Source organism: Nakamurella leprariae, assembly GCF_016918035.1.
Lineage (GTDB): Bacteria > Actinomycetota > Actinomycetes > Mycobacteriales > Nakamurellaceae > Nakamurella > Nakamurella leprariae.
Genome location: NZ_JAERWK010000012.1, coordinates 219420 through 232721 on the forward strand (window position 1 = coordinate 219420; position 13302 = coordinate 232721).

Here is a 13302-nt window from a genome sequence, read left to right on the forward strand (position 1 = left end):
AACCGGGGCGTCACCGCGCGCGTACGTCCGGCCGCGGCCCGCGAACTAGGCTGACAGCCGTGGCATCCCTGATCGCGCCCAGCATCCTGTCCGCCGACTTCGCGCACCTGGCCGACGAGATCGCCGCGGTCACCGGTCCCGAGGGCGCCGACTGGCTGCACGTCGACGTGATGGACAACCACTTCGTGCCCAACCTGACCCTCGGTCTGCCGGTCGTGCAGTCGCTGCGGGCGGCCACCGAGGTGCCGCTGGACTGCCACCTGATGATCGAGGACCCGGACCGGTGGGCGGTCGGCTACGCCGAGGCCGGCGCCCACAACGTCACCGTGCACGCCGAGGCGGTCCGCGACCCGATCAGCGTGGCCCTGGACATCAAGGCGGCCGGTGCCCGCGCCGGCCTGTCCCTCAAGCCGAACACCCCGCTGGACGACTGGGTCGAGGCGTTGCGGGAGTACGACACCCTGCTGGTCATGACGGTGGAGCCCGGCTTCGGCGGTCAGTCGTTCATGCCGGAGATGCTGGACAAGGTGCGGCGGGCCCGGACCATGGTCGACACCGGGCACCTGACCGTGGTCGTCCAGGTCGACGGCGGCATCAACGCGGACACCGTGGCCGCCGCCGCCGAGGCCGGTGCCGACTGCTTCGTGGCCGGATCGGCCGTGTACGGGGCGGCTGATCCGCTGCGGGCCGTCGCGGCGCTGCGGCGCACCGTGCTGCAGGCGCAGGCCGTCACCGATCCGGCCCCGTCGGCCGGCTGATCGTCCCGGCTGATCGTCGCGGTCGCAGCGAGCGCGCACAATGGATCACCGTCCGCCGTCGCGGACAGCAGGCAAGGAGGATGAGGGCCACATGTTCACCGGCATCGTGGAGGAACAGGGCGAGATCCTGGCGCTCGACCTGGCGCCGGCCGACGCCGCCGCCGACGGCTCGGGTCCGACCGCCCGGCTGACCGTGCGCGGACCGAAGGTCGCCTCCGACGCCGGTCACGGCGACTCCATCTCGGTGGACGGTGTGTGTCTGACCGTGATCGACCGGGACACCGACCGCTTCACCGTCGACGTGATGGCCGAGACGCTGCGGCGCTCCACCCTGGGTGGCCGCAAGCCCGGCGACCCGGTCAACCTGGAGCGCTCGGTCACCGCGCACACCCGTCTCGGCGGTCACATCGTGCAGGGGCACGTCGACGGCGTCGGCACGCTGGTCCGCCGCACCCCCCACCCGGCCTACGACGAGATCGAGGTCGAGGTGGACGGCGGTCTGGGTCGGTACCTGGCCGCCAAGGGCGCCATCGCGATCAACGGCATCTCGCTGACCGTCATCGACGTCGTCGATCAGTCCCCGGCCCAGTCCGCGGGAGCCGTCACCCGGTTCACCGTCGGCATCATCCCGGAGACCCGGGCGGCCACCACGCTCGGGCGCGCCGAGGTCGGCGACCCGGTCAACCTGGAGTTCGACGTGGTCGCCAAGTACGTCGAGCGGCTGCTGGCCACCCAGGGGCGGGACGCCTGATGACGGAACGGACCGATCTGCGCCCCGGCACCGACGCCGCGACCGTGGCGGCCGACGGCGGCGGCGCGGGCACCCTGGCCCCGCGCGAGCACCGGACCACCACCGCCACCGGGTTCGACACCATCGAGACGGCGCTGGCCGAGATGCGGGCCGGCAAGGCCGTGGTGGTGGTGGACGACGAGGACCGGGAGAACGAGGGCGACCTGATCTTCGCGGCCGAGCTGGCCACGCCGGAGCTGGTCGGCTTCACCGTGCGGTACTCCTCGGGCGTGATCTGCGTGCCGTTGACCGGTGAGGACTGCGACCGGCTCGACCTGCCGCCGATGCACCGGATCAACCAGGACCGCAAGGGCACCGCGTTCACCGTGTCGGTGGATGCCATGCACGGCGTCACCACCGGCATCTCGGCGGCCGAGCGGGCGCACACCATCCGGCTGCTGGCCGATCCGGGCAGCACCGCCGAGGACCTGTCCCGGCCGGGTCACGTCTTCCCGCTGCGCGCCCGGACCGGCGGGGTGCTGGTCCGGCCCGGGCACACCGAGGCGGCGGTCGACCTGGCCGAGCTGGCCGGGCTGCGCCCGGTCGGGGTGCTGTGCGAGATCGTCAACGATGACGGGTCGATGGCGCGGCTGCCGGAGCTGCGCGCGTTCGCGGCCGAGCACGACCTGGCGTTGATCTCGATCGCCGACCTGATCGCCTGGCGGCGGTCCCGGGAACGGCAGATCCGCCGCATCGCCCAGTCCCGGCTGCCGTTGCCGCAGGGCATGTTCCAGGCTGTGGGCTACGAGAGCACGGTGACCGGCCGGGAGCTGATCGCGCTGGTCCACGGGGACCTGGGCGACGGCGAGGACGTGCTGGTCCGGGTGCACTCGGAGTGCCTGACCGGCGACGTGTTCGGGTCACTGCGCTGCGACTGCGGGCCGCAGCTCGACGCCTCGCTGCAGGCGGTGGTCGCCCAGGGCCGCGGCGTGGTGCTGTACATCCGCGGGCACGAGGGCCGCGGGATCGGGTTGCTGGAGAAGCTGCGCGCGTACGAGCTGCAGGACGAGGGCGCCGACACCGTCGACGCGAACCTGGCCCTCGGGCTGCCCGCGGACGCCCGCGAGTACGGCACCGGCGCGCAGGTGCTGGCCGATCTGGGCATCCGTTCCATGCGGCTGCTGACCAACAACCCGGCCAAGCGGGCCGGGTTGGAGGGCTACGGGCTCGAGGTCCTGGGTCGGGTGCCACTGCCGGTGGCGCCGAACCCGGAGAACCTGCGCTACCTGACCACCAAGCGGGACCGCATGGGGCACGAGTACGACCTGGATGAGCCGGGGCTCGACGAGCTCGGGCACAGCTGACCGTGACCGGCCGGCGCCGGACCTCCCCGCCGCCGACCGCCCGTGCCGGGACCAGCGCCGATCTTCCCCGGCCCGATCGCACCGACCAGCAGAAGGAGTCAGCAGATGTCCGGACAGGGACGACCCGTCCTCGAGGTTCCCGCCACGCCCGGCCTGCGCATCGGCATCGTCGGGACGTCCTGGCACCCGGAGATCACCGATCTGCTGGTCCAGCGCGCGGTGGAGACCGCAGCGGTGGCGGGCGTCGGTGACCCGACCGTGGTCCGGGTGCCGGGCGCTGTCGAACTGCCCGTGGTGGCCCAGCAGCTCACCGCCGACCACGACGTGGTCGTCTGCCTGGGCGTGGTCATCCGCGGCGGCACCCCGCACTTCGAGTACGTCTGCGACGCCGTGACCGCCGGCCTCACCCGGGTGGCCCTGGACGCCGGCAAGCCGGTCGGCAACGGCGTCCTGACGTGCGACACCCACGAGCAGGCGGTGGACCGGGCCGGCGGGCCGGGCAGCGCCGAGGACAAGGGTGCCGAGGCGATGACCGCGGCGCTGATCACCGCGGTGGTGCTGCGTGAGCTGCGCGGTCCCCGGTCGAGTCTGGGCTTCGCCCCGGCGGCGGGTGTCCGATGACCGCCCAGCACGAGGACCCGCACGAGGACCCGCGCCGGGACCAGGATCCGGAGCACGGCCTCGACGAGGTGCTGCTGCAGGCCCGGCCGGTGCGCATCGCGATCTGGGCCGGCATCGCCTCGGCGCTCATGCTGACCGCCTCGATCGTCATCGGGCTGCTGCTCCGGGGCACGAACACCGGGGTGCACTTCGGGACCTACGACCAGTTCGCCCTCATCGGCACCGGCGTGATCCTGTCGGCGCTGATCATGACCGCGGCCCGGCCCCGGCTGCGGGTCACCCGGGACGGCATGAAGGTGCGCAACGTGCTGGGGGAGACGTTCTTCCCGTGGCCGGTGGTGCACCGCATCGGATTCCCGCAGGGCCACCCGTGGGCCCAGGTGGTGCTGGCCGAGGACGAGACCCATCCGCTGATGGCGATCCAGACGATGGACCGCGAGCGGGCCCTCACCGCGCTGCGCCGCCTGCGGGAACTGCACGCGCAGTACGCCCCGGAGCAGGTGGCTGCGGCCCAGGCCCAGGCCCAGGCCCAGGCCCGGCGCCCGCTGCCGCCGGAGCCCGACCGGCCGCTGGGCCGGCTGGAGATCATCGACCGGCAGAAGGCCGCGCAGCGGGCGGGGAAGTCCGGCAAGGGCCGGAAGTAGTCCCAGCGGTTCCGGGACCAGCGGTCCCGGGACCGGGTGCGGCGCCGTGAGCGCCGCACCCGGTCCCGCCCGTCCGGGGTGACCCGCTCAGCGGGCGGGGCGCTCGCCCGGTCCCTCGCCCGGTGCGTCCGGGTGCGGCGAGTACTCGCGGAAGGCGGCCTGCAGGCCGCTGAGGCCGTCGCGGAAGGCCGCCGCGTGCGGACCGAGGTCGGGCGCCGCGGCCCGCACCAGTCCGGCCAGGGCGGTGATGAGCCGGCGCGCCTCGTCCAGGTCCCGGTGGGCCGGATCGTCGGGGTCAGGATCGGCCAGGCCGAGCTGCTCGGCGGCCGCACTCATCAGCATCACCGCGGCGCGGCTGATGACCTCGACCGCGGGGATGTCCTGCAGATCGCGCGACGGCAGGTCGCCGACCGCGCCGGTGCCGACGTCCTCGCCCTCCACCAGCGCGGACGTCGTCGGATCGGCCGACTCGGCCGCGGTGGCCGGTCGGTCGGGGTGTTCGGGATCGTGTGCCAGTCCAGTACTCACGCCGTGTACCATGTCAGGTGCGACCCGCTCCGGCGTGCCCGGGGCGTGCAAGTGGAGCCCGTTCTCCCACCCGCGCCGCCTCCGGTGGCCGGGTCCGGTCTGCGGATCGCCCGTCAGCGACGGGATGGTTCCGTGCGTGTCTGCTGTTGTACTCCGACAGCGGGCCTGATCGTGGGCTCCACATGCTTCGGCTGTGGAGCCTTCGTCGTCTCCACGGTCGGTGTACCGCCCCGCCGGGAGTCGGGAGTCGGCTCCCACCGGTACCAATCGCACGAGCCCAGGAGGCTTCAATCAGCGTCAGCGTCGAGCCACGTATCAACGACCGTATCCGCGTTCCCGAGATCCGCCTCGTCGGCGCCGCCGGCGAGCAGATCGGCATCGTTGCCATCGGTGACGCACTCCGCCGGGCCCAGGAGGCCGATCTCGACCTGGTCGAGGTGGCACCCGACGCTCGTCCGCCGGTCTGCAAGTTGATGGACTACGGCAAGTTCAAGTACGAGAGCGCGCAGAAGGCCCGCGAAGCGCGGCGCAACCAGGTCCTGACGGTCATCAAGGAGATGAAGCTCCGGCCGAAGATCGATCCGCACGACTACGAGACCAAGAAGGGTCACGTCGTCCGGTTCCTGACCGCCGGTGACAAGGTCAAGGTGACCATCATGTTCCGTGGCCGCGAGCAGTCGCGCCCGGAGCTGGGGTTCCGGTTGCTGCAGCGTCTCGCGCAGGACGTGGCCGACCTCGGGGTCATCGAGAGCGCCCCGAAGCAGGACGGCCGCAACATGATCATGGTGCTGGCGCCGCACAAGCAGGCCAAGGCGCGCCCCACGGCCGCGCCGGCCGCAGCCGCCGACCAGCGCTGACCAGATCGGTGCCGGCACACCCCAACTGAAGATGTCCCCGCCCACCCGGTGGGGGAGGGCGCCATTGCGGCGCCGCGCGCGCCTGCCCGGCTCGGGCGGTGCCGCGCGCGGCGCCGCTGTGCTGCCCAGCCCAGGAGCCCGCCGCCAGTGGGTCGGACACGAGGCCGTGGCGTCAGCCGCGGCCGTGCCCGGGATCGCGTCCACGCGTCCCGGGTGCACGAGCAGGAAGAGAGAGACAGATGCCCAAGAACAAGACGCACTCCGGCACCAAGAAGCGGGTGCGGGTCACCGGCAGCGGCAAGCTCGTCCACGCGGGATCGGGCAAGCGGCACAACCTGGAGAAGAAGGCGACCAAGCAGACCCGTCGGATCGACGGCATGCACGTGGTCGCCGACGTCGACGTGCCGCGCCTGAAGAAGCTGCTCGGTCGCTGAGGTCCGCGCCGGAGCCCTGCCCGGCGGTCCGCAGCGATCGGTTGATCGCCCGGCGCCGCTGCTGCACCACCCCCTGACCCGTTCTCCCGGTGTCGACGGTCATCGAGCCGATCCGCCGGTCCTCCCCAGAAAGCAAGGTGTCCCATGGCTCGCGTCAAGCGCGCGGTGAACGCCCAGAAGAAGCGTCGCACCGTCCTGGAGCACGCCAGTGGCTACCGCGGTCAGCGTTCGCGCCTGTACCGCAAGGCCAAGGAGCAGGTGCTCCACTCGCTGAACTACGCGTACAACGACCGGCGCAAGCGCAAGGGCGACTTCCGCCAGCTGTGGATCCAGCGGATCAACGCCGGCGCCCGCGCCAACGGCATGACCTACAACCGCTTCATCCAGGGCCTCAAGGCCGCGGGTGTCGAGGTGGACCGCAAGATCCTGGCCGAGCTGGCCGTGCGTGACGAGGCCGCCTTCGCCGCCCTGGTCGAGGTGGCCCGCGCCGCCGTGGCCGAGCTGCCGGCCGAGACCGCCGCGGACGTCGCCTGACCGGGTACGCGCCCCGCAACGCCGGCGACCGGACGGTGGTGTCCCGATGAGTGACCCCACCGCCGGTCGCCGACGTGCGTCCGGGGCCGGTGTGACCGCCGACCTGGGCGATGTCGATGGCCCGGCCGAGGGGGTCGAGGCCGGCGGCGTGCTGACCGAACGGTCCAGCCGCGTCCAAGCCGCCCACCGGCTGCTGCGCCGCTCGCGGCGCACCCAGGCCGGTGAGTTCCTGGCCGAGGGGGCGCAGGCGGTCCGTGAGGCGGTCGCCGCCGAGCGGGAGACGCCGGGCACCGTCCGCGAGCTGTACGTGACCGCCGACGCGGGCACCCGGCACGTGACCATCGTGCGCGCGGCCTTCGCGGTCGGGGTGCCGGTCACCCAGGTGACCGACCGGGCCGCCGCGGCGTTGTCCGACAGCGTGCAGCCGCAGGGCATCGTCGCGCGGTGCGCGCTGCCCGACCGGTCGCTGGACGAGCTGCTCAGGACGGCCGACGGCGGCGCGGACGGCGGATCGCTGCGGCTGGTCGCGGTGCTGGTGCAGACCAACGACCCGGGCAACGCCGGCGCGGTCATCCGGCTGGCCGACGCGGCCGGCGCGGACGCCGTGCTCTTCGCCGGCGATGCGGTCGACCCGTTCAACCCGAAGGCGGTCCGGGCTTCGGCGGGCAGCATCTTCCACCTGCCGGTCGCCGCGGCCGGCGATCCGGTGGACGCGGTGCGTCGGTTGTCCGACGCGGGTCTGTCCGTCCTGGCCACCACCGGGGCGGCCGGACTGGATCTGCCCACCGCCGAGGCCGACGGCATCCTCGACCTGCCCACCGCCTGGTTGTTCGGCTCCGAGGCCCACGGCCTGCCGGACGACGTGGTGGCCGCGGCCGACGAGTCGGTCCGGGTGCCGATCTACGGCCGGGCCGAGTCGCTGAACCTGGCCACCGCGGCGGCGTTGTTCCTGTACGCCAGCGCCCGGGCCCACCGCCCCGGTGCCGGTGCGAGCGGCGATCCCGGCCCGGAGACCGTCGCGGGCGGCTGAGCCCGCCGCGGAAGACGCTGGGTGGTGCGTCAGACTGGCCGCATGCCCAGCGTCTTCAGCTCCATCATCAACGGCGACCTGCCCGGCACCTTCGTCTGGCGGGACCCGCAGGTCGTGGCCTTCCTGAGCATCGCGCCGCTGACCCCCGGGCACACCCTGGTGGTGCCCCGGGCCGAGGTCGACCACTGGACCGACCTCGCCCCGGCCGTCTGGGCGCACGCAGGTGAGGTCGCCCGGGTCATCGGTGCGGTGCAGCGGGAGGTCTTCGACGCGCCCCGGGCCGGGCTGATCGTGGCCGGCTTCGAAGTGCCCCACACCCACCTGCACGTCTTCCCGGCCTGGACCATGGGCGAGTTCGACTTCCGCGCGGCCACCCCGGCCGACCCCGCGGACCTGGCCGCGCCGGCCCGGATGATCCGCGAGCGGCTGACCGCGCTGGGGCACGCGGAGGCGCAGGCCTGAGCCGTCACCACGAGGTCGTGGTCGTTCGACGGCGGCCGATCCCGACCGGCGCGTTCCGTCCCGGGCGGCTCGTCCGCGCCGCGGATGTGCACTTGCGCCCCGGATCCGCGGCGCAAACTGCGCATCCGGGGCGCGACTGTCGTCCCGAGGGCAGCGGCGCAGCTCCCAGAAACGCGGCGCACCCGCTCACCGGAAGCGCGCCGCAAGCCCGGTCAGCGCCAGCCGTACCGCTGCCGCAGGCGCTGCGCCACCCGGTCGTACGGCTCCCGGCCCAGGGCGCACGCCTCCCGGCGCATCCCCGCCGGCGTCACCCGCAGCACCCGGCTGACGTCGGCCCAGGACGGCCGCCGCTGCGCGTCCCACGCGCCGGTGCCGATGGGGACGTGGTCGGCCCCGTCGTGCGACTTGGAGGTGAGTGGGACGGCCAGCACCGTTCCGTCGCCCTGGCCGCCCGGGCCGGCGGCCACCACCAGCACGGGCCGGTCCTTGCCCCGGCCGTCGGCCTCCTCGAACGGCACCCACGTCCAGACGATCTCGCCCGGGTCCGGGTCGCCGTCGGTCACCGGGTTGTAAGCCATCCGCACCTGGCCGACCCGGTCCGGGCGCACCTCGACGGTCGCCGTCGCCCCGGTCCGGCCGGGGCTCGGTGCGGTCGCGCCGGACGGCGGCCGGGTCGGACGAGCCGGGGTCCGGGGCGACCGGGTCGACGGGTGTGTGGCGGGCGCCCGGAGCGCCTGCACCGCGGAACGCAGCAGCGATCGCAAGAACGACACCGCGGCACCGTACTGAATCCGGCCAGGGCACGAGCGGGACGGGACCGTCGGTGGCGCCGCCTAGACTCCCGCACGTCCCCGGACGGAAGGTGCCCATGTCCCGCCAGTCAGACTCGCCCGCTCCCGGCAGCGACGCAGTGGCCGAGCCCGGCCAGTTCGCGCCCACCGACGCCGCCGCCGTCGACGCCGCCGTCGAGGCGGCCCTCGCCGCGATCGGGCAGGCCGGGGACGCGGCCGAGTTGAAGCAGGTCCGGCTGGCCCACGCCGGCGACCGCAGTCCGCTGGCCCTGGCCAACCGGGGCATCGCCGGCCTGGACAAGGCCGACAAGGCCACCGCCGGCAAGTTGATCGGCGCGGCCCGCGGCCGGGTGAACCAGGCGCTGGGCCGCCGCGAGGCCGAGCTGGCCGCCGAACGCGAGGCCCGGGTGCTGGTCGAGGAGGCCGTCGACGTCACCCTGCCCACCGATCGGCAACCGGGCGGGGCGCGCCACCCGATCACCACGGTGATGGAGCGCATCGAGGACGTCTTCGTGGCCATGGGCTGGGAGGTGGCCGAGGGCCCCGAACTCGAGGCCGACTGGTTCAACTTCGACGCCTTGAACTTCCCGCCGGACCACCCGGCGCGGGCCATGCAGGACTCGTTCTACGTGCGCGGGCCCGGCGGCCGGCAGACCGGTGCGGGGGATCCCGGCATGGTGCTCCGCACCCACACCTCACCGGTGCAGATCCGCACCATGCTGGAGCGCAAGCCCCCCATCTACGTGGTGTGCCCGGGCCGGGTGTACCGCTCCGACGAGCTGGACGCCACCCACACCCCGGTGTTCCACCAGGTGGAGGGGCTGGCCATCGACCGGCACCTGACCATGGCCCATCTGCGCGGCACGCTCGACCACCTGGCCAAGGCCATGTTCGGCGAGTCCGCGCGGATCCGGTTCCGCCCGTCGTTCTTCCCGTTCACCGAGCCGTCCGCGGAGCCGGACGTCTGGTTCGAGAACAAGAAGGGCGGCGCCGGCTGGGTGGAGTGGGGCGGCTGCGGCATGGTCGATCCGAACGTGCTGCGCGCCTGCGGACTGGACCCGACCGAGTGGTCCGGGTTCGCGTTCGGCATGGGGATCGAGCGGACGCTGCAGTTCCGCAACGACATCCCGGACATGCGGGACCTGGTCGAGGGCGACGTGCGGTTCGTGCACGGCTTCGCCGCGCCCCCCGGCCCCGCCCGGCCCGCGAGGGTCGCACCCGCCCGGACCATCCGCGAGCCCGGAACGGAAGCCTGATCGATGCGTGTCCCCGTGTCCTGGTTGGCCGACCACGTCGCGCTGCCGACGTCCGCCGACGGCGTCCCCGACGCCGAGCTGGTCGGTGAGGCCTTCGTCCGCAACGGTCTCGAGCTCGAGGAGATCCATCGGGTCCCGGTGATCACCGGGGACCTGGTGGTCGGCCGGGTGCTGGAGATCGAGGAGCTCACCGAGTTCAAGAAGCCCATCCGGTTCGTCACCCTCGAGGTCGGTCCCGGCCACGGGGTCGCCCCCGGGCCGGACGGCACGGCCGACTCGGTCCGTCAGGTCATCTGCGGTGCCACCAACTTCGTCGTGGACGATCTGGTCGTGGTGGCGCTGCCCGGCGCCGTGCTGCCCGGTGGGTTCGCCATCGCGTCCCGACAGACGTACGAGCGGCTGTCCGACGGTATGATCTGCTCGGTCCGCGAGCTGGGCATCGGCACCGAGCACGACGGCATCCTGGTGCTGGGCCATGTCGGTCAGCCCGAGCTTCCCCCGATCGGCAGCGACGCCCGCATCGTGCTGGGCAGCGACGACCCGGTCATCGAACTGGCCGTCACCCCCGACCGGGGCTACGCGTTGTCGGTGCGGGGGCTGACCCGCGAACTGGCCAGCGCGTTCGACGTGCCGTTCACCGATCCGGCCGTGGCGCCGCTGTCGGTGCGCAGCGATCCGGGCTGGTCGGTCCACCTGGACGACCCGGGCTGCTCCCGGTTCGTCACGGTCCGCGTGAACGGTCTGGACAGCACCGCGGCGAGTCCGTGGTGGCTGCGACACCGTCTGCAGCAGGCCGGGATCCGGGCCATCTCGCTGCCGGTCGACGTGACCAACTACGTCATGGTGCTGACCGGCCAGCCGATGCACGCCTTCGACGCGCAGCGGCTGCAGGGCGACCTGCGGGTGCGCCGGGCGGCGGCCGGGGAACGGCTGCGAACGCTGGACGACGCCGACCGGGCCCTGGACGCGGACGACCTGGTCATCGCCGACGACCGCGGTCCGGTCTCGCTGGCCGGGGTGATGGGCGGTGCCAGCACCGAGATCGGCGACGGCACCACCGAAGTCGTGCTCGAGGCGGCCAGCTGGGACACGGCGTCGATCTCCCGGACGGTGCGCCGGCACCGGCTGCCCAGCGAGGCGGCCCGCCGGTTCGAGCGGTTCGTCGACCCGGCCATCGCCGAGTCCGCCGCCGAGCTCGCCGCGGAGCTGCTGGTCCGGTTCGGCGGCGGACGGGTGGTCGGCCGCAGTGTGGTCGGCACGGTGCTGACCTTGCCGCGCATCGAACTGCCGGTCGGCGAGCCGGAACGGCTCATCGGGCGGCCGTTCCCGGTTGCGGTGATCGTCGACCGGCTGAGCCAGGTCGGCTGCACGGTGACCACCGACCCGCAGGGGGCCGGCGCCGAGGTGCCGGTGGAGACCGACCTCGGCGTGGTGGACGCCGGACTGCGCGAGTGTGACCCTGCCGCCACCGATCTCGGGGGCGCCGGGGTGCTGTTGGTCACCCCGCCGACCTGGCGCCCCGATCTGACCCGCCCGGCCGACCTGGTCGAGGAGATCGCCCGGCTGGAGGGCTTCGACTCCATCCCGTCGGTGCTGCCCGCGGCCCCGGCCGGCACCGGGCTGACCGACGCACAGCGTCGGGAACGTGCCGTCGGGGTCGACCTGGCCGCCGCCGGGCTGACCGAGGTGCTCAGCTTCCCGTTCGTCGGCGCCACGGAGCTGGATGCGCTGCGCATCACCACCGACGACGCCCGGCGCCGATCGGTCGAGGTGGTCAACCCGCTGGACGCCGAGCGACCGCTGCTGCGGACCACGCTGCTGCCCGGGCTGGTCGACACGGCGGTGCGGAACCGGGCCCGCGGCGCCCGGGACCTGGCCCTGTACGAGATCGGGCAGGTGTTCCTGCCCCGGACGGATGCACCGGCCGCACCCCAGCTGTCGGCCGACCACCGGCCCGCCGACGCCGACCTGGCCGTGTTGAAGGCGTCGCTGCCGAGCCAGCCCGTGCACGTCGGCGTGTTGCTGGCCGGCGCGGCCGAGCCGGCCGGCTGGTGGGGTCCTGGACGCGAGTGGTCCTGGTCGGACGCGATCGGGTTCGCCCGGCGCATCGCGGCCACCGCCGGCATCGAGGTCCGCACGGTGGCCGAGACCGGGACCGCGCCCTGGCACCCGGGCCGGTGCGCCTCGGTCCGGGTCGGCGACTGGCCGATCGGCTTCGCCGGTGAACTGCACCCGGCCGTGCTCGAGCAGCTGGGCCTGCCGCCCCGCACGGCTGCGGTCGAGCTCGACCTGGACGGTCTGCCGGCCGCGGCCCTGCCGACCGCGCCGGCCATCTCGCCGTTCCCGCCGGTGCACCTGGACGTGGCCCTGCTGGTCGACGCCGCCGTGCCCGCGGCCCGGGTGGAGCAGGCCCTGGCGGCCGGCGGTGGGTCGCTGCTGGAGTCGGTGCGGCTGTTCGACGTCTACACCGGGACCGGCGTGCCCGACGGGCAGCGGTCGCTGGCCTTCGCGCTGGTCGTCCGGGCCCCGGACCGGACGCTGACCGCGGCCGAGGCGCTCGAGGTCCGGGACGCCGCCGTGGCCGTGGCCGCCGAGCGGTGCGGCGCGGTGCTCCGCGGGTGAGCCGACCCGGACGCCAGGCCCGGATGTGGAACGCTCGTGACCGGGCGATCGGGATGACACGATGACCGGCATGCCGTCCACGCTGCCCACCGTGCTGACCCGGAAGATCCAGAAGTCGGGGTACTACCCGGCCTTCGTGACGGACGTGCTGGACATCGCCCTCGCCGGCGAGACCGTGCTGGCGCACCTGGTGCACGGTGAGACGACGTTCGACGTGGAGACCATCCGGCGGCACCTGTCGGTGGTCGTGCTGACCGACAGCCGGCTGGTGTTCGTGCATGCCGACGACCACGGCGGCGACGAGGAGCACGGCGACCAGGCCCACGGGATCGCCACCAGTGAGGCCGTGCCGCTGGACGCGGTGAGGTCGGTGATGATCACGCACGTCACCCCGGCCCCCGAGCGGTACCGCGCGGGCAGCCTGGGCCGCGAGCTGACCCTGACCATCGGCTGGGGCGCGGTGTCTCGGGTCGACCTCGAGCCGGCCAGCTGCGGCGATCCGCAGTGCGAGGCCGACCACGGCTTCACCGGCAGCCTGACCGGCGACGACCTGTCCCTGCGGATCAGCGCGGACGCCGAGGGGGACCGCGCGCTCTCGGACGCCATCGAGTTCGCCCGCACGCTGTCCGCCATGACGGCCGGGCGGCGCTGACCACGTCCGGTGCCGATCC

At 73.8% G+C, this 13302-nt stretch carries 15 protein-coding genes; 13 read left to right on the top strand and 2 right to left on the bottom strand.

Features of this window, described 5'->3' with window-relative positions; all coding sequences use genetic code 11:
• Window positions 1-68 precede the first annotated feature (68 nt).
• The 5 genes from rpe (at window position 69) to JL106_RS10705 (ending at window position 4117) form a co-directional block, all read left to right on the top strand.
• Window positions 69-758, top strand: a complete 690-nt coding sequence (gene rpe, locus JL106_RS10685) for a ribulose-phosphate 3-epimerase (protein WP_236007454.1) — start codon at window positions 69-71, stop codon at window positions 756-758.
• A 91-nt stretch (window positions 759-849) separates the two neighbouring features.
• Window positions 850-1509, top strand: coding sequence for a riboflavin synthase (locus JL106_RS10690; protein WP_205260682.1), 660 nt, complete (start codon window positions 850-852; stop codon window positions 1507-1509).
• The gene (locus tag JL106_RS10695; protein WP_205260683.1) at window positions 1509-2852 is read left to right on the top strand and encodes a bifunctional 3,4-dihydroxy-2-butanone-4-phosphate synthase/GTP cyclohydrolase II; all 1344 of its coding nucleotides are present in this window, start codon (window positions 1509-1511) and stop codon (window positions 2850-2852) included. The genes JL106_RS10690 and JL106_RS10695 overlap by 1 nt, the downstream gene beginning before the upstream one ends.
• 105 nt (window positions 2853-2957) lie before the next feature.
• Entirely contained in the window at window positions 2958-3473 is a 516-nt protein-coding gene (gene ribH, locus JL106_RS10700) for a 6,7-dimethyl-8-ribityllumazine synthase (protein WP_205260684.1), read from the top strand.
• A complete protein-coding gene (locus JL106_RS10705; protein WP_205260685.1) occupies window positions 3470-4117 on the top strand; it encodes a PH domain-containing protein in 648 nt (215 codons plus the stop codon). The genes ribH and JL106_RS10705 overlap by 4 nt, the downstream gene beginning before the upstream one ends.
• Before the next feature lie 87 nt (window positions 4118-4204).
• On the opposite strand, the gene JL106_RS21615 is transcribed toward JL106_RS10705, so the two are convergent.
• Window positions 4205-4558 (bottom strand): DUF1844 domain-containing protein, encoded by a 354-nt coding sequence (locus tag JL106_RS21615; RefSeq protein ID WP_407940142.1) that lies wholly within the window; start codon window positions 4556-4558, stop codon window positions 4205-4207.
• Window positions 4559-4911: 353 nt separating this feature from the next.
• On the opposite strand from JL106_RS21615, the gene infC reads away from it, so the two are divergent.
• From infC to JL106_RS10735, 5 genes are all read left to right on the top strand, one after another.
• Complete coding sequence (gene infC, locus JL106_RS10715; protein ID WP_407940143.1) at window positions 4912-5502, top strand: translation initiation factor IF-3; 591 nt, start codon at window positions 4912-4914, stop codon at window positions 5500-5502.
• Window positions 5503-5741: 239 nt separating this feature from the next.
• Window positions 5742-5936 (top strand): 50S ribosomal protein L35, encoded by a 195-nt coding sequence (gene rpmI / locus JL106_RS10720; protein WP_205260686.1) that lies wholly within the window; start codon window positions 5742-5744, stop codon window positions 5934-5936.
• 144 nt (window positions 5937-6080) lie between these two features.
• Window positions 6081-6470 (top strand): 50S ribosomal protein L20, encoded by a 390-nt coding sequence (gene rplT, locus JL106_RS10725; protein ID WP_205260687.1) that lies wholly within the window; start codon window positions 6081-6083, stop codon window positions 6468-6470.
• Between the two features lie 46 nt (window positions 6471-6516).
• Window positions 6517-7500 carry a TrmH family RNA methyltransferase gene (locus JL106_RS10730; protein ID WP_205260688.1) on the top strand — a complete coding sequence of 328 codons (984 nt, stop codon included), beginning with the start codon at window positions 6517-6519 and terminating at the stop codon, window positions 7498-7500.
• A 42-nt stretch (window positions 7501-7542) separates the two neighbouring features.
• Window positions 7543-7962: an HIT family protein gene (locus JL106_RS10735; protein ID WP_205260689.1), complete on the top strand. Its 420-nt coding sequence runs from the start codon at window positions 7543-7545 to the stop codon at window positions 7960-7962.
• A gap of 212 nt (window positions 7963-8174) precedes the next feature.
• Here the strand turns inward: JL106_RS10735 and JL106_RS10740 are convergent, their stop codons facing one another.
• Window positions 8175-8735, bottom strand: coding sequence for a type II toxin-antitoxin system PemK/MazF family toxin (locus JL106_RS10740; protein ID WP_328842060.1), 561 nt, complete (start codon window positions 8733-8735; stop codon window positions 8175-8177).
• Window positions 8736-8830: 95 nt separating this feature from the next.
• Between JL106_RS10740 and pheS the strand changes: the two genes are divergently transcribed.
• The 3 genes from pheS to JL106_RS10755 all read left to right on the top strand — a co-directional run bounded on the left by pheS (window position 8831) and on the right by JL106_RS10755 (window position 13283).
• Window positions 8831-10009 (top strand): phenylalanine--tRNA ligase subunit alpha, encoded by a 1179-nt coding sequence (gene pheS, locus JL106_RS10745; protein ID WP_205260690.1) that lies wholly within the window; start codon window positions 8831-8833, stop codon window positions 10007-10009.
• A gap of 3 nt (window positions 10010-10012) precedes the next feature.
• Window positions 10013-12631, top strand: coding sequence for a phenylalanine--tRNA ligase subunit beta (locus JL106_RS10750; RefSeq protein WP_205260691.1), 2619 nt, complete (start codon window positions 10013-10015; stop codon window positions 12629-12631).
• A gap of 70 nt (window positions 12632-12701) precedes the next feature.
• Window positions 12702-13283 carry a DUF5998 family protein gene (locus JL106_RS10755; RefSeq protein ID WP_205260750.1) on the top strand — a complete coding sequence of 194 codons (582 nt, stop codon included), beginning with the start codon at window positions 12702-12704 and terminating at the stop codon, window positions 13281-13283.
• Window positions 13284-13302 lie beyond the last annotated feature (19 nt).